Origin of the sequence: Seinonella peptonophila (assembly GCF_900129355.1) — a bacterium.
Taxonomy (GTDB): domain Bacteria; phylum Bacillota; class Bacilli; order Thermoactinomycetales; family Thermoactinomycetaceae; genus Seinonella; species Seinonella peptonophila.
Map to the genome: position 1 here is coordinate 99,822 of NZ_FQVL01000004.1, position 16,202 is coordinate 116,023.

Consider the following 16,202-nt stretch of genomic DNA (forward strand, 5'->3'; position numbering starts at 1 on the left):
TAGTGAGATTAGGAAAAAATTTATCTCGATTTTATATGAATAGATGATATTAAGTCAATAAGTTTACAAAAAATGTCTAACCTTGTTCAATACCCTATTGGAGGAAGATTCAAACCCATATTGGTTCTCAGTGTCGATCATTTTATATGCTCCCTGACACTCTCCGCAAGCAGTAATAACGTATTTCTGGCAATAATAGAGCTGAAGTGGAGGTTGCATATTCATTCAGCAGCTTTCAATCAAGGTGGAACCGTGGGAAACAAACTCTTGTACCTTTGCGGGAGTTTTTATTATGGAAAAGAAATGATTCAAGTATATTGATCACCCAAGGGAACCACAGATATCTATGTTTTAAACATAGATGAGATGGCATTGGATTGAAGAGAAAATTCGACGTATCACTATCTAGAGATATGTACACTATTTTGGAACAAACCGAGTTATTTATTCAAAGTGTAGATGAAGCAACCGATATCGTTGAGACGAAAATGTAGAAGATATTGATGCTAATCAATGAGAAAACGGGTAACGAAACGACGTTGCCAAGGTGTTTCAACTGCACGTGGAGAGTAATGCAGACGAACATAGTCAACTGCCAGATGTTGAGGTACTCCATCTAGTACAGCAAGACAAGCGAGTGCAGTACCAGTGCGTCCTTTGCCACCAGTGCAGGCAATTTCTACTCGTTCAACTTCAGCCCGTACCCATGCCTCATGTAGTGCATCAGCTGCTTTGACGCGGTCTGTCGGTAGCCAGAAGTCGGGCCATCGTATCCAACGATTTTCCCAAGCCACGCTTGGAGGTTGATGTCCCAACAGATATAATGCGAAGGTAGGCTGCAGTCCTGAAGGTAGCGGACGTCTTAATGATCGCCCTCGAACAAGTCGGCCTGAGGGCAATTGCAAAACACCATCCAATGTAGTATCCCATGAGTCCATATTACCAATCTCCTGTCAAATCAAAATATTCCATAACTTCCGTTTAGAAAGCTTAATATCTTTATCACAAATAGGCTTTCGTCAAGTAGTAAAAGACCTGGATTCTTCATATCCCGTTCGATAAGGTAAATACCAAGTCAAATTAATAGACTATAGAAGGAAAACAAAATTATTTTTATCATACACCCCTAGTTTCTATTGAGATTATAAGAATACTATAGCAATGAAGATCACAATCGTAAATATCAATAGGGAGTTATAAAAATCAGTGTAGAAAATTCTGCATCATATTACAAATCGGCACTGTTTGGCAGTGAAATGTATGGGCTTGGCAGTGAAAAGTAAGCCAAAATATAGCTAGCAAGCGGCAAATTTAATAAGGAGGAATTTAATTGGTGGCACAAAATAAAAAGCAAATATTGGTCAATCCCGTTTTACGTTGGGTATTCCTCTTTGATGCAATTGGGACAGGAATATTTGCATTATTACTAATGTTACTCGCAAAATTAACTGGAGAGCTAATAGGAGTAGAGAGTACCATAACGATTCAAATAGTTGGTATTGGATCAATCTTCCCTGCTTCTTTTAGCTTTTGGGCAGCAAGGAAAGAGAAGTTACCTGCAATTTTGGTTCTGCTATTTGCGACCATGTGTTTAATTTGGGTTATAGGAAGTATTATTTTGATGTATCTCGTACCTTTCACTGTGATTGGTATGATTGGCATAGCGACTGTTGCTTTCTTGGTAGCATTAGGAGGAAGTTTTCTGTATTACTTTTATTACACAAGGTAACAACTCCTTATGAAACGAAAAGAAATAACTTTTCATGCAACTTTTTTGGGGATCTCTTTTCACTGAGATTGATGCAGCTATAAGCAAAACTCTGCCTTACTCAAGTAGAAAAGAAATATAAAGTTGCAACTATAGGTTGGAAGATTCCCACTTATAGTTGCTCTTTTATAAATAAAAATGATGTTACCGATTATATTGTCTTATCATTATGATAAGAAGATTGAATATGTTTAGACCTAGTTTTTTATATGAGATTTGAATTACATCTCTTACCAAGCCCTTTTCTTTTAGCCAATTCAATAAGTAAAACGCTTAATTATAAACATGCTTTCATCAAATAAACCACTTGTCATTAAATAGTTCGGTCTCTTTGTACGAATGGGTAAGTAAGGAAAACGTTCTGCAGCAAATGTAATCTGGATCGGTTGGTTTCCGATGATCTCGATTTCCAAGTTGAGTCCGTTCTTTGGAATCCCGTTCTGTTTGTAATAGAATGTTTTCATATTGCTTGGGACTTGAGATGATTCATTTTCCACTTTCACAGATTGGATCCGCTGATTAGGTATCATCAGATACAAGTTTTGTATGTTTTGGTCTCCTGATATCCGAAAATGGATCTTTCTCTTTTCTTGTATGCTTTTCTTTTGCGTTACAGCCACTTTTGGAAAATGAACCTTTTCAAGCGGAGCATTCCCTGTCCATGCCTCTTTATCATAGTTGAAAGGGAGAATATCTTTGAGTGATGTCGTAGAATCTGACTCTACGAATTGCTTTGACCAGTTATCAGGTGGACGGGTACTAACCCATTTCGCCTGTTGTTTGTCCTGATCCATCACATATAAGAGGTGGCTATCGATTGGCTTATCTGGACTTGGGCTTGTATAAAACCAGCAAATTCCCAGCAAAATGACTGCAATCCCCACCAATAGAGGAGTAGTTAACCGACCTAATTGGGCAATGATTTTGATTTGCATAAATAATAAAGCGAGAATCCATACGACTACAATCATCAAATAAGGTGTTAAAGCGACTGGGAAAAAGGTAAATAACAATGAGATGATTGGTGTAAACAACATGACTGGTAAGCAAGATAACGTTACTAATAGAACCAAAGATGGACTTTCTGATTGCTCAACACGATTTCTCAAAAGTTGCCAACCGATGATCAATAAGTGAACAAGTAGAGGTCCAGCAAATAAATAGCTTGCACCTGGTAGAAATTGTGAGCTTAAGCCAAGGAAAATCACTCCAAACAGCATTGCTGTAAATGTCATCTCTAATTGATTAATCGAGCGAAATCGATTCCAGATGAACATGCAGATGCCGATGGTAAGTGCTAGAAAACTGAATTGATACAGATTACTATCATAAACAGCTCCCGTAAATAGCGTCATTGGCTTTGCCCATAATGCACTCACCCCCATCCAGACCAAAACACAAAGAAGGGCAGCTGTCAACATCGAGATCACAATGGCTAACAGACTCACACCAATTCCTTTGATCGATATCCATTTTTTTTTAACAGCAAGTACCATCGAACCTATAAACAATAGAAGAATGAGACCCGTAATTGGGTAGACCCAATAATAAGAGTAGTGAATCACCAACCCAAAGAGGTTAAAATAAACGTAATCTTCTTTTTTAAGGTGATCTATATCGATTTCCCCAAAATGAGTTGCCATGTTCAAAGCATTTTCTCCATGTTGCTGGAGTGAACGGAGATCGAGATGTTCAATATCGTCTTGTGGTGTATGATATCCAGTCCAACCATCACCAAAGGCAAAATTAAGACCTGGTATTCCCAATTCATTGGAAACCGTCATATCGGAATCGTTCGGCATGATTTGAAATAGATTCCCTAAAAAAGAAGTTGTCACCGGATCAGAAGTCGCTTTGGCAAATTCTTGAATCATTCCACCGTTTTGTTTGCTTGTTTGAAACATGATCGATGGACCCTTTGTTCCACGTGCTTCAAAATTGATGAATAGACCAATATTTTGTGTTCGATTGGATCTTTTCCAAAACTCTCGAGCTCCCATCAATCCCTGTTCTTCACCATCGGTGAAAACAAAGTAGATATCATTTTTCAATGGAGTACTCGCTTTTAAAGCACGGATCGTTTCCAATAAAGCAGCTACACCTGCGCCATCATCACCTGCACCCGGACCATGTTGGACTGAATCATAATGAGCTGCTATCACAATTGCTTTTCCATCTTGGGTTCCTTCCAGTTTGCTGACTACATTATAGATATCTCCACCAATCAACATTTTCGGAAATAGACTTGAATAATTAGAGTGCTCCACTTTGGGATTAAGTCCCATCAAGTTTAACTGCTCCACAAGATACTCTCTTACTTTCTCATTCTGAATCGTTCCTGTTGGGTGTGGTTCTTTCGCGATCTTTTGAAGATGTATTAACGCACGCTCAGCTGAAAAATCGGTGTCCGGGGCTGTCTTACTCACTGGTTTTGGTGGTATATGCTCGGATAAACTTAACACTGCAAACACAAAGATCATAATTAATACACACACGGCTCTTGTTTTCTTAATTTTCAGTACTTTAAACATATGTACCCTCCTCTGCTGTTGTAAACTTTACGGTTATCTACTTTTTGCTGGATAGAGACGGGTTCTTATAAACCAAACGACAGCGATAATCCCTACTATTCCAATAATAACCAGAACAACATCCTGATAGATACTCATATACTCCAACACTTTCGTCCATGATGCACCTAACGCCGCTCCCACGTTAACCAAAATTGAATTCCAGATCAGTGATCCGACTGTAGTTAAGAGTAAAAAAGTGACCAAGTTCATTTTCGCCATTCCCGCAGGTATTGAAATTAAACTACGTAGAATAGGTACCATCCGGCAAAAGAAGACAGTCCATATCCCATATCGATGAAACCAACGATTTGCTTTATGAATATCTTCTTTTTTCGTTTTCAGAATGGATCCAAAGCGTTCGACGATCCACTCGAGTCGTTCTACATGTAACAATTTCCCCAAGTAATAGAGAATCAACGCCCCAGCCACTGCTCCTAATGTAGATGCAATGATCACACCGGTAATTGTGAGGTCTGACTTTATCGTCATAAAACCACCAAAGGCAAGCACGATTTCTGAAGGGATCGGCGGGAAGATATTTTCTAACAAGATCATTAGAAATATCCCCAAATACCCAAATTCCTCCATAAGCTCAATAATCCAATTCTCCATGAATCTCTCTCCTCGATTGTTTGTTCTGTTTCTTCAAATTCCATAAATAGCGATAGCGAATCAAGAGGAAGAACACAATGTGAGCGATCCAAAAACTGATGATCACAATCGCCATCTCCACTGCAATCGACAAGGCAAAGTAATTTTGCAAAGCCACAAAAGCAACGAGGCTATGAAGAGTCGCAACTCCGATCGGTAGCAAAAATAGAACTCCGAGTTGCCAAGTGATGGCTTGATTACGATCTCGCTCTGTGTAACCGATTGTCGAAACAATCGTAAAGCGTTTTGATTCTGCTACGAGATCAGCATACAGGCGAAAGTACAAGATGCTTCCGGCAGCAATAAAAAATACAATCGTTGTTAACAAGGTGATGAAAAAAATCATGCGATATAAACGAATTTGATTTTGTAGCAAGGTACCACTTACAACCATCGCGTAATTTTTATGATCTGAAGGCATAACTCTTCCTTCTTTAGCCAATGAATTGCCGATGCCAATTGTTTTTATATACTTTTCACTATAAAAACCTGTAAACACCTCTGTATGAGTGGCTGGCAGCTGTTTGAACAGTTCATCACTGACGATCAAACCTTGACTTTGCAACAATCTCCAAGGAATCACAACATGTTGTCCAGTTTTTGATTGATTGAGTTCGACATTCGACTTTTTGATTTTGTATGTTTCTTGTTTGGGATATTGATCTAATTGAGAAGTTAACAAACCCATTGCCTCGTATATACCTAAAGGTTCTTCTCGAAAACGAAAACCCGACTTACTAGAAAGAGTTTTATATTCTGAAAAAGCAATGATCGGAATCTCTTTTGATGCAACTTCAATATATTTGATCACTGTTGAAGCGGTTGTATAATGAATTCCTTTCATTGATAACTCATTTTTTATTAGCCCAAGGTTCTTTTGGTGATTTGCTTGTTTATTTTTAGCTACATAGCCAACAGCGATAGGATAATCCAGCTGAAATTGTTTGTTTAGGACATTCGTAGAAGCAAATATACCAAGTGTACAAAAACCGACTGTGAATACCATCGTCGCTAAAAACAGATGACGTGCGTTTTCTCTTAAACGGATGACAAGACTCGAAATTACAATGACATTGATTTTTCTCCAAAAGATTCCCTTTGCTTTTTTAATGAATTTCATCAACCAAATGATTCCTTGTGTAAAAAAGAAATAAGAACCTAAAATCATCATAATCACTACAGGAAAAAAACGAATGAACACGGTAAATTTAGTCGTTGTAAGAGTTAAATAGTAACTGCTACAGAGGAGTGTCACTGAGAATAGTGACAAAAAAATCGAAATCCGGGAAGTTTCATCTCTCTTTCTCTGTTCAAGCAGAGCCATTTGACCTCGATGAGCAAAAAAAGGAGTCGTCCATGACAATAGCAAAAACAGAAGGATAAAGAGGATAATCGTAATCCCTATCGCTTGCCATGGGAAATAAAAAGATAGTGGAGGTATATGCATAATCGCTGCCCCAGCCATAAGGAACAGTTTCCCCGTCACAAGTCCACAGCTGATTCCAACTACAATCGCACTTGAACCAATCAATGTATTTTCAACCAAAACCATCTGGCGAAACTGCTTACTCGTCATCCCATGCATAAACAAGATGCTAATTTCTTTCCTTCTTGCTTGTAATAAAGCCCCAATTGAATAGGCTACATAGAAGAATGCAAACAAATAATGAATCAGGTTAGCCGCTATCATTCCCTGGATTGTATTCTCGATTACAACTCCTCGATCCATTTGAGGATGGAAAACAAAGAGTGTGTATATAAAGAAAATCATCACAGAAATCATACTGCTGAGAAAATAGGCCACGTAGATGCGCAGATTACGAATCATGTTTCGGTAGATAAACTGAAAGAAAGTCACGTCTGTCTCCTCCAAGTAATGCAAGCATATCTAATAGTTTGCGAAAAAAAGCTTCTCGATCTTCCCCTTGATAGAGCTCGTTATATAATTGACCATCTTTCATAAAGAGAACTCGATCACAATAACTCGCGACCAAGGGATCATGTGACACCATTAAAATGGAGGTTGCTCTCTCTCTGTTTAAATCTAAAAGCACTTCTAGCACATCTTTTGTGGACTTTGAATCTAAATTACCTGTAGGTTCATCAGCTAATAACAGCGTGGGTGAATGAATAATAGCACGTGCAATCGCAGTACGTTGCTTCTGACCGCCGGAGAGATCATCGATTTGTTTTTGTAATAACGTCTGGATGTCTAACCGAGTAGCAATGTTATGAAGCTGTCTTTTCATTTCATCGATTGGCTTACCATCAAGAATCAAAGGAAGTAGAATGTTTTCTTCAACCGTTAATGTATCTAATAATGCAAAATGCTGAAAAACAAATCCTAAATGCTGTCGACGGAACTGTTCTATATCCTTTTGGCTGATCAGACTTACATTCTCACCATTTAACCACACTTCCCCCGATGTTGGTTGATTCATTGTACTCACCATGTTTAACAAAGTGGTTTTGCCACTTCCAGAGGGACCCATGATTCCAACAAATTCGCCTTGATCCATGGCAAAACTGACGCGATCTAACGCTCTATATGTCTGCTTTCCTTCATATACTTTTGTTAGTTGTTGTACTGTTAGGATCGCCATCTGTTTCATCCCTTCTGTGGTGTAAGTTCATCATAAAGTAAAACGAATCAACCCTACCAATTGTTAACATTACATAACCTTACCATGGTGTAAGGTTCACTTCATTTTAATAAAATCCGTACAGTGGTTCCTTGATTTACCATTGATTCAATCTCGATTTGGTGACCCAGCTTCTGACAGATTTGTTTCACTAAGTACAAGCCCATTCCAGTGGATTCTTGAAAAATCCGTCCGTTTTCTCCCGTAAAATGGGGATCAAAGACTCTGGGTAGGTCACTTTTCACGATACCGATTCCTGAATCGATTACTTCTAATATAATCTGATTTCCATCTTTCTTTCCTTGAAAGATAATTTTGCTTCCTTTCTTTTGTGTATAACGAATTGCATTGGTCGTGATCTGCGTGAGTAAAAAGGAAAGCCATTTTTCATCAGAGGTAATGGTTAGGTTTGGATCGATCACTATCTCTGGATATAACTGTTTACGTATGAATAACCTTTTTAGATCGGAAGTAACTGAGCGAACCACATGCAGTAAACTCAATGTTTCTACATAAAAATCACGATCAAATGTATCTAACCTCGCTGTATATAAAACCAATTCCAAGCCCTTGTTCAGCCGATCCAACTCATACAGAATCGGGCTAACCTGTGACTGATTCTGTTCTTGTAGTATCAAATCAATCACAGACAAAGGTGTCTTCATTTGATGTACCCATTGATGGATAAATTGTACATGTTGATCCAATTTATCCTTGTAGGTATAAATCTCTTTTTTATACCTTTGTCTAAGTATTCCTAGTAAATGTTCAAAGCTTTGTGTTAAAGGAGCTGACTGAGCTGACACTTGAAAATGGTCAAGCGTTGTAACTGGTTTGGTCAATCTCATATATAAGGATCGATGACTCAAAAACTGATAAACGAGATAGGTTGTCAATAAAAAAAAGTTGATAAAACTAGCGTATAAAATAGTTGAAGCATTTTTATATCCATCTAGCCAAAAGATCAGAATGGTTATAATCAATTGCATCAAATTCAACAAAAAGAGTGGAATATGTTCCCGAAAAAACAGCTTCATGACTGCTCACTCCATATTGGTAACATACGATATCCTTGTCCGCGAACCGTCTGAATCGCATCAACAATTTTAAGTTGATCCAGCTTACTTCTGACCCTTCTTATATAGACATTAAGTGTATTTTCATCAACAAACGCTTCATCGTCCCAAATCTTTTCTAATAGCAGATCACGTGAAACAACACATTCTATCTGATTCATCAGTAGATCCAATATTTTTGCTTCTGTATGTCTTAATTCCACTTTTTGCATGCCCCACTTTAACGTAAGCCGATCGATATCTAATTGTAATCCGTTAATTTCAATCTGCCTTTGATGTTGAAAAGAAGCGTAAGATCCGTATGTACGCCTAATTTGGCTTTTGATTTTTGCTAACGCAATTTCATGATCAAAAGGCTTGGTCAAATAATCATCCGCACCATATTCAAGCGCCATGACTTGATCCATCTTACTATCGCGAGCCGAGATAAAGAGGATGGGGCAATTAGAGATGGTACGAATACGACGACACCATTCATACCCATCATACGTAGGGAGATTAATATCCAGCAAAACCAGATGCGGTTCCGCTTCCTTAAACTCTTCCATCACCAGATTAAAGTTTTTAACTGCGTAGGTATCGTATCCATACTTTTGAATGAAGTCTGATAGCAGTGAAACAAGCATTTCATCATCTTCTACAATAAATATTTTAAACATGGTAACTCCCCTTTATATGTTTGATCGTATATTTTAGAGATCATGTGCTCATCTGTTTCTTATAGAACTTAAAATATCATTATTTCAGTTACTTATAACACAAAAAAAACTGTCTTATCATTAGACAGTTTCTTTTGGAAGTTAACTTTATTTAATTAAAGAGTAGAAGATTGCCCTTTTTGATGGTTTTCACCTCTACCGAAAATCCACTTTTTCTGGCTCGTTCGCACTTGTGTCAAACATGCTAAAGGTTTTCAGCACTAAATCTTGAAATATACTTTGAAAAGTCTCTATATCACCCTTGATGAGTGCTTCTAACATCACACAATGTTGGTCATCCTCAATACTCGTTTCAAACCAACTCAGTACCACATCTTCATACAAAGACTCAATCTCCAAGTTAGGAATCGCTAAAAAGCCCTTGGAGTACAAGGACTTTAGATCATGAACAATGTTCATGGTTCACTATCAACCGAACCTCTACACCCATCGGATTCGATTTAAAAAAATCCAGCCAAAAGGAATAACAGACGCAATCAGTGCAACGATGATTTGTATAAACGACCAGCGGTCAGCCCATGAGACTTGGGCTACAGCAGCCAAATAGCCAAGAAACAGACCACCATGAATACTGCCAACAATCGTTACCGCTAGCGGTAAATCATAAACATATTTTAATGGCATAGCGATAAGCAATAGCGCTAGAAAGGACAAGCCTTCAGTCAGACTAATCAGATGAAAACGACTCAGTGCAGTTCGAAACAAGATTGCTCCCCCTCTTTTTTTACTATCGCTAGAGTACCATTCCAGCTAGAAAATAGATTAGTTAGTTGTCACAACTTATCGCCAAAATGTTGATGATATGTTTACAAAGAAACAGCCTTATCATCCACTTTGTTCGGTGTTAGCAAATTATGTTCACATCATATCCCAATCTTCTCACTGGATATTTTCTATAATAAAGCTTGAATATACTTGGATCGAATAAACAGAAAGTATAACAAATGTAATACAAAAAATCCTGTAATTATTATCACTGTATATTCTGTAATCGAGGTAAATAGTTTATCTTGTAAAATCATAAGTCCCAATATAGTATTGATCACAGCGACTACAAAAGGAATAAAGAATAGAACCCCTAATTGTATAATGAAACTCATTCGGTCATCTTTTTGCATTATTTTTCATAATTAGATCCAGCAGTAGATACAGTAGAATTTGAAGATTGGATTCGCTGAATTTCGATCCTTAAAAAATCTGCATAAAAAAAGAGTGAATCTGTTAAGCCATAGCTCATTCGCTGCAGCTATCACCTTCAATAGAAAGTGTTTTCATTGTATTACCAAATATATAAAAGAAGCCGCCCAAAGATTGGGCGACTTCCTATTTGGTAAGTAAAAAGGGCTTTTCTAACTCAATGTTAGAAGTTTTCCCCTATTTTCCACTAAATACATACCTTCGTAAAACGCGTGAAACCTGCATAAACATTGGCAGAGAGGGTGGGATTCGAACCCACGGTACGCGTGAACGCACGACGGTTTTCAAGACCGTTGCCTTCAACCGCTCGGCCACCTCTCCACGGTTAAAATCGGGCTACAAGTAAAGATTATAGGATTTATCAGAATTGATGTCAAGGGTAAATGGATGATTTTCTTGAGAAGTTTCGTGCTAGATTTTTACTACAAAGTATACGATTCGCTCATTTGAGCTATATTATTCTAAATTATATAAAGGTGGAATTTCATTGGGTGGATGGTTTCATGTTCATTTCTGGGAAATGACATTGCGTGCGGTGATTTCGTTTGTGGTGTTATTGATGTTGGCGCGGATTTTAGGGAAGGTTCAGATTAGCCAATTAACCTTTTTTAATTACATTACAGGCATTACGATTGGATCTATGGCAGCAGATATAGCAGCAGAGTCACAAACTCCTTTTTTAAATGGACTGATCAGTCTGATCTGGTGGTCTATCTTAACCATTTTAGTTGGTTATATTAGTCTAAAATCAACAAAAGGGAGAATTTTACTTGATGGTCAGCCTTCAATCTTGATCAAACAAGGTGTGATCATGGAAGATGTCTTAAAAGCAAATCGACTGAATTTAGATGATCTGAGTATGCTATTACGGGAAAAATCTGTCTTTAGTCTGAAAGATGTAGATTATGCGATTTTAGAACCTGATGGGAAATTAAGCGTTTTAAAGAAAGTGACGCAACAGTCCGTTACAAAACAAGATATACAAATCTCCTCGCATTCCAAATATTTACCGTCGGAGATTATCTCAGATCGGAAAATTGTTGAAAAAAATCTAAAGGAATTAGGGTTAGACCAATCGTGGGTGCTTCGTGAGTTAAGAAAACAAGGAATCCAATCAATCGATGAAGTCTTCTATGCAGAAATTCAAGCAGATGGTTCCTTATTGATTCAAAAAGTCGCGAATCAATAAGGTGTAAACAGATGGCGGAGTGATCGGCAAAGCTCCATTTAGAAACGTAACTTATTTCTCAACATAGAAAATACTGCACTCCCATTATTAGTCACACTTAACAATGGGAGTGCAGTTCAAATCAATAGTCATGTTTTGAAATCAATCATAAATAATGAACCAGCTATTACTATTCGAGGTTTGAATATAAATTTCAGCTTTTTTATTTGATCCATCCACATAATCTTGGATATTCCATGAATTGCATCCATTCTTTCCGAGATAAGCATAAGTTATCCAGTTATCTGCTTTATCTGGATCATATTCCTTGATATAAAAATATCTTCCTCCATCTGACCAGTTACATACTTTTATGTAGCCTGAAGCATGTGCGTTATCAACACCTGTAATATAAGAATCAAGGGTCTTGTTATAATGCACTTTTTCGGAGGTCAACACCTGCCAACCTGCAGAATCAGCAAATACTGATGAAAACGGTATCACGAGTGCGAAAAGTAAAGAAAGAAATGGTACGAAGATCTTTTTTAGATTCATTCTGTTTCCTCCCTCTTCCTGATCATGTAAAACGGTCACAATAAATAAAATTATACTTTGGTTGATTAGATTAATTTAGTAGGGATTAATTATTGAATAAAATTCAATATAATTGTTCCATAACAATACTTTAATTAAGATTTAATCTATTCCAATATGTATTTAGAATAGATTTTTCTTGAACAAATGAAAAACCCCATAATCAATGGGGTCTCAGACCGACGAAAAAACCTAAGTTGAGAAAGCGAATTAGACAAAGTAGATGTATCATTCCCATGAGGAAATGGTTCGCAATATAGCCGACTTTCAGGCGCTACAAAGCCGCGACTGTGTAGTGAATAATAGGTGGTAGTACTGTCTGAGGCATTGCCGAGTTGATACCGCCCTGAGCGAGCAGTCGCGGCGCCTTGAATACACCTTTGTAGCCTGAACTGAAGGTGAAATGCGTAACCATGACTCTAGAAAAAGAGAAGTTCATTACTTTGACTACAAGCTGAAACCCCATAATCAATGGAGTCTTTTTATAAAAATGTTCTTACATCATCATTACGGCTAAATTTGTAGATGGCGATGAGGAAAAAGGCAGCAGCAAATGCGCAAATAATCGCTAGATGTAAGGATAATTGACTGATCGATTCCCCTAGTTGAAGTTGTTTAAGTGTCTCTAAAGTCCAGTGTTGGGGTAAGAAATCGGCAATCCGCTGAACGAAGTTTGGCATGATTTCCACTGGCCAAAAGCAACCCGCTAACATGCAAGTGGGAGTGATGATGATGTTTTGCAGGGTTGAGGCAGTCGATGAACTGTTGGAAAAAGAGATCATCACTAAAGAGATTGCCACTGCAACAAAAGAGTAGAGTATCATAACCAGCGCTAAACCCCAGACTGGTATATGTGTCTGTATATTAAATACCTTGGTCATTAGTAGGATTGTAATGATTGCTTGTATGATCATAATCGACATATTCACACAAACGTTAGCTAAGACAAATTTTCGAGCATTGATTGGTGTTGATAGAAGGCGGAAATATGTTCTATTCTCTTTCTCTTGTAAAATAGTGCCTGATAGGTTAGCTGCTGAAATCAACATAATGACTAAAAGGTATCCAATAGAACCAGTAGAAATTTGATCGTTAATGGATTCATCCTGTGTAGAATGGGTAACGACTTGCAAACTTCCTTTTTTTGTTCCTTGGTAAATTTGCTCAAACATTTTTATATCACCATTTGCTGCTTGTCCCATTTTGCTTAACTGGTCCAGATGGTGATTGAGATAACTTTCTACTTGTGTAGTAACAGCAGCACCTTTGATGGAGATTACCTCAACTTGGTTTGGCTTACCTGAATAAAGACCTTTCGTGAAACCAGGTTGAAAGCGAATCACTAAATCCAAGTTGCCAGAGGCTAGCTGATTTGATACATCTTTTTGTTGAATCTGCTTTACATTCATTTGCTTTAACCCTTGGATAAATTGAATCGTTTCAGTGGCAAGCTTTTGATGATCATCATTAATAATCCCAACATGAACACTTTCTGTCCCCATGCTTCCAAATAGTAAAAATGCGATTCCGATTGAAACCAGAGGTGTACCTAAATATAATAAGAGGGTTTTTGGTTTTTTCAAAATGAGTGAAAAAAAATGTTTCGTAAGCCATATAAAATCTTTCATGATTACAATCCCTCCCGTCTGCGTAATGAGAATATCGCGATCAATAAGCATAAGACCGAAAACCCAAGATTATATGTGAAAGTGGGAATGGTAGCTGTAAAGTCATTGGCATAAATGACTTTCAAGACTGCTTCATTTTCCCAGGTGAGTGGGGAAAGAAAGTTGATCCAGCCAGGAGTAGGGATTGCAAACCAAGAGCCACCAAGTAATGCGGATGTATTTGCAAAGATCATGATAATCGTTCTGGCGGATGCACTGTTCTGGAGGATGTAACTAAGCATTAAGCCTAAACTGGTCGCAAGAAGAACACTACTTAATAGGATCAAGATTACTATCCATAGATGATTTCCCCAGTTTGTATGAAGCACATATTTACTAAAGCCTACTAAAAGGAGGACGCAAATCCCATTTACAAATAGGCTCCCTAGCATCTTTCCAATAAATATTTCATATCGATGGATCGGAGCAAGCAAAAGTCGATCTGCTGTTCTTTGAATGTTTTCTCCATGAACTAAGGCGACTGTTGATAACGCTCCAAATAATGTAATCATCGTGCTAATCACTACAGCATAATAGTCCATCGAATTTGGTTTTTTACCAGGATTCAATGTTATATATTTTATATGTTGAGTTGGTGAAGAGGAGGCCATCAATTGTTTGGCTTGTTGCGGATTTACTTTTATCACTTCACTAATTAAATTATATTGATCAGAAAAACCTTTTAATAAGCCTTGAATAACACTAGCCGAGATGCCAGAAGTGTTATTCACATATAGATCAATTCCTTTGTTGCTTAATTCGATATAACCGTCCGCTTTTGCTTTGGCAATAGCTTGTTTCCCTGCATCTTTTGTTGTTTTTTCAAAAGAGAGATCAGATTTTTTGACTGCTGCCATAAAGTCGTGAAAAGGTTTTGTGTATGAATTTGCCTGTTCTTCATAATACAAGATGTGAATTTTACCGATTGAGCTAGTGTTTTCAAAGTTATTGGAGAGTGCAGTTCCTAAGATGAGGATCAAGATGATCGGAAAGGCTAACATAAAGATAAAAGCTCTTTTATTGCGAATGGTAACTAGGATTTCCTTTAAAGTCATTGACCAAATGTTCATGACAAGTCTCCTCCTTTCAAATTAATCACGTAAACTTCTGCCTGTGAGCGTGAGAAAGACGCTTTCTAGGTTTGGTTCTTTTTCTTGAATAGAATGAATTTCAATTTGATTTGTAATAAAATGTTGAATAATTGCATTTAAGTTGTTTACACCCATATCTGAATTGATTTTGATCTGATTGTCACTCACTTCAACACCAAGTACCCCATTGATCGTTTGGATGGGTTCTAGTTTTAGTCCATCGATGTTTTTTACTTCAACCCAGACGTCTTTTGTATCTGTGATGATCGATTTTAATTGTTCTTTTGTTCCCTCAGCGATCACTTTGCCATGATCCACGATGGCGATTTGTGAGCAGACTTCTTCAACTTCTTCCATGTAATGACTTGTATAGATAATCGTGCAACCCATCTCATTTAACTTACGAACAGAATTTAAAATATAATTTCGCGATTGTGGATCAATCCCTACCGTTGGTTCATCCATAATAATTAACTTAGGCTGATGGGCAATCGCACAAGCAATATTGAGTCTTCGTTTCATTCCGCCAGAGAAGTTCTTTGGAAAGCTTTTGTGTCGATCAGATAAACCAACAAACTCAAGCGCTTTTTTCACTTGTTCATCGAGTTTAGTACCTCGAAGTCCGTATAAACCAGCAAAAAACTTTACATTTTCATAAGCAGTCAAGTCCTCATATATGGCAATATCTTGAGGTACAACACCAATATTCATTTTTGCAAAATGTCTATTATTGGTGATACTTTTACCCATTAATTGAATCTCACCGCTCGTAGCCCGAATCAAACCGGAAACCATATTGATCGTGGTACTTTTTCCAGCGCCGTTTGCGCCGAGCAAACCGAAAATTTCTCCTTCTGCTATTGATAAAGTAAGTTGATCAACCGCAATAAAATCCCCAAATTTCTTTGTTAGTTTTGTAAGTTCCAATATATTCATTTCAATCACCTCTTTATATCACTTGAACTAAGTATAAAAAATAGAAGGAGCGACTAGGAGTGAATTCGTTCCTTCTATAGCATGATGATATTCATTTCTTTATATTAGATTTCTCATAGA

The 16,202-nt window shown here is 37.5% G+C and carries 15 protein-coding genes and 1 tRNA gene; 2 read left to right on the forward strand and 14 right to left on the reverse strand.

Annotated features, from left to right (window positions below; all coding sequences use genetic code 11):
* Window positions 1–506: 506 nt before the first annotated feature.
* On the reverse strand, window positions 507–938 hold the full coding sequence (locus BUB71_RS08870; RefSeq protein WP_073154487.1) for a protein-tyrosine phosphatase family protein: 432 nt from the start codon (window positions 936–938) through the stop codon (window positions 507–509).
* A 395-nt stretch (window positions 939–1,333) separates the two neighbouring features.
* On the opposite strand from BUB71_RS08870, the gene BUB71_RS08875 reads away from it, so the two are divergent.
* Entirely contained in the window at window positions 1,334–1,729 is a 396-nt protein-coding gene (locus BUB71_RS08875; RefSeq protein ID WP_139279042.1) for a hypothetical protein, read from the forward strand.
* Window positions 1,730–2,025: 296 nt separating this feature from the next.
* Here BUB71_RS08875 and BUB71_RS08880 read toward each other — a convergent pair whose 3' ends face one another.
* The 9 genes from BUB71_RS08880 to BUB71_RS08925 form a co-directional block, all read right to left on the reverse strand.
* Window positions 2,026–4,299 (reverse strand): M20/M25/M40 family metallo-hydrolase, encoded by a 2,274-nt coding sequence (locus BUB71_RS08880; RefSeq protein ID WP_073154489.1) that lies wholly within the window; start codon window positions 4,297–4,299, stop codon window positions 2,026–2,028.
* A gap of 33 nt (window positions 4,300–4,332) precedes the next feature.
* Window positions 4,333–4,953 (reverse strand): DedA family protein, encoded by a 621-nt coding sequence (locus BUB71_RS08885; RefSeq protein WP_073154490.1) that lies wholly within the window; start codon window positions 4,951–4,953, stop codon window positions 4,333–4,335.
* Entirely contained in the window at window positions 4,934–6,850 is a 1,917-nt protein-coding gene (locus BUB71_RS08890) for an FtsX-like permease family protein (protein WP_073154491.1), read from the reverse strand. The genes BUB71_RS08885 and BUB71_RS08890 overlap by 20 nt, the downstream gene beginning before the upstream one ends.
* Window positions 6,810–7,595 (reverse strand): ABC transporter ATP-binding protein, encoded by a 786-nt coding sequence (locus tag BUB71_RS08895; RefSeq protein ID WP_073154492.1) that lies wholly within the window; start codon window positions 7,593–7,595, stop codon window positions 6,810–6,812. The genes BUB71_RS08890 and BUB71_RS08895 overlap by 41 nt, the downstream gene beginning before the upstream one ends.
* Before the next feature lie 101 nt (window positions 7,596–7,696).
* A complete protein-coding gene (locus tag BUB71_RS08900) occupies window positions 7,697–8,671 on the reverse strand; it encodes a sensor histidine kinase (protein WP_073154493.1) in 975 nt (324 codons plus the stop codon).
* A complete protein-coding gene (locus tag BUB71_RS08905) occupies window positions 8,668–9,369 on the reverse strand; it encodes a response regulator transcription factor (RefSeq protein WP_073154494.1) in 702 nt (233 codons plus the stop codon). The genes BUB71_RS08900 and BUB71_RS08905 overlap by 4 nt, the downstream gene beginning before the upstream one ends.
* Window positions 9,370–9,564: 195 nt before the next feature.
* A complete protein-coding gene (locus tag BUB71_RS08910) occupies window positions 9,565–9,753 on the reverse strand; it encodes a hypothetical protein (protein WP_073154495.1) in 189 nt (62 codons plus the stop codon).
* Between the two features lie 96 nt (window positions 9,754–9,849).
* Complete coding sequence (locus BUB71_RS08915) at window positions 9,850–10,134, reverse strand: DUF3817 domain-containing protein (protein ID WP_073154496.1); 285 nt, start codon at window positions 10,132–10,134, stop codon at window positions 9,850–9,852.
* 723 nt (window positions 10,135–10,857) lie between these two features.
* Window positions 10,858–10,947, reverse strand: a tRNA-Ser gene (locus BUB71_RS08925).
* Between the two features lie 166 nt (window positions 10,948–11,113).
* Between BUB71_RS08925 and BUB71_RS08930 the strand changes: the two genes are divergently transcribed.
* Window positions 11,114–11,815, forward strand: coding sequence for a YetF domain-containing protein (locus BUB71_RS08930; RefSeq protein WP_139279043.1), 702 nt, complete (start codon window positions 11,114–11,116; stop codon window positions 11,813–11,815).
* A 141-nt stretch (window positions 11,816–11,956) separates the two neighbouring features.
* On the opposite strand, the gene BUB71_RS08935 is transcribed toward BUB71_RS08930, so the two are convergent.
* The 4 genes from BUB71_RS08935 to BUB71_RS08950 all read right to left on the reverse strand — a co-directional run bounded on the left by BUB71_RS08935 (window position 11,957) and on the right by BUB71_RS08950 (window position 16,082).
* Window positions 11,957–12,349 (reverse strand): hypothetical protein, encoded by a 393-nt coding sequence (locus BUB71_RS08935; protein ID WP_073154498.1) that lies wholly within the window; start codon window positions 12,347–12,349, stop codon window positions 11,957–11,959.
* A 521-nt stretch (window positions 12,350–12,870) separates the two neighbouring features.
* Entirely contained in the window at window positions 12,871–14,016 is a 1,146-nt protein-coding gene (locus BUB71_RS08940; RefSeq protein ID WP_073154499.1) for an ABC transporter permease, read from the reverse strand.
* A gap of 2 nt (window positions 14,017–14,018) precedes the next feature.
* Window positions 14,019–15,125, reverse strand: a complete 1,107-nt coding sequence (locus BUB71_RS08945; protein ID WP_073154500.1) for an ABC transporter permease — start codon at window positions 15,123–15,125, stop codon at window positions 14,019–14,021.
* A 21-nt stretch (window positions 15,126–15,146) separates the two neighbouring features.
* Window positions 15,147–16,082 carry an ABC transporter ATP-binding protein gene (locus BUB71_RS08950; protein WP_073154501.1) on the reverse strand — a complete coding sequence of 312 codons (936 nt, stop codon included), beginning with the start codon at window positions 16,080–16,082 and terminating at the stop codon, window positions 15,147–15,149.
* Between the last annotated feature and the right edge of the window lie 120 nt (window positions 16,083–16,202).

Excerpts from the sequence above, each read along its gene's own strand:
- BUB71_RS08885 (WP_073154490.1), bottom strand. The coding sequence starts at position 4,953 with ATGGAGAATTGGATTATTGAGCTTATGGAGGAATTTGGGTATTTGGGG.
- BUB71_RS08950 (WP_073154501.1), bottom strand. The coding sequence starts at position 16,082 with ATGAATATATTGGAACTTACAAAACTAACAAAGAAATTTGGGGATTTT.
- BUB71_RS08935 (WP_073154498.1), bottom strand. The coding sequence starts at position 12,349 with ATGAATCTAAAAAAGATCTTCGTACCATTTCTTTCTTTACTTTTCGCA.
- BUB71_RS08880 (WP_073154489.1), bottom strand. The coding sequence starts at position 4,299 with ATGTTTAAAGTACTGAAAATTAAGAAAACAAGAGCCGTGTGTGTATTA.
- BUB71_RS08940 (WP_073154499.1), bottom strand. The coding sequence starts at position 14,016 with ATGAAAGATTTTATATGGCTTACGAAACATTTTTTTTCACTCATTTTG.
- BUB71_RS08870 (WP_073154487.1), bottom strand. The coding sequence starts at position 938 with ATGGACTCATGGGATACTACATTGGATGGTGTTTTGCAATTGCCCTCA.
- BUB71_RS08905 (WP_073154494.1), bottom strand. The coding sequence starts at position 9,369 with ATGTTTAAAATATTTATTGTAGAAGATGATGAAATGCTTGTTTCACTG.
- BUB71_RS08945 (WP_073154500.1), bottom strand. The coding sequence starts at position 15,125 with ATGAACATTTGGTCAATGACTTTAAAGGAAATCCTAGTTACCATTCGC.
- BUB71_RS08900 (WP_073154493.1), bottom strand. The coding sequence starts at position 8,671 with ATGAAGCTGTTTTTTCGGGAACATATTCCACTCTTTTTGTTGAATTTG.
- BUB71_RS08895 (WP_073154492.1), bottom strand. The coding sequence starts at position 7,595 with ATGGCGATCCTAACAGTACAACAACTAACAAAAGTATATGAAGGAAAG.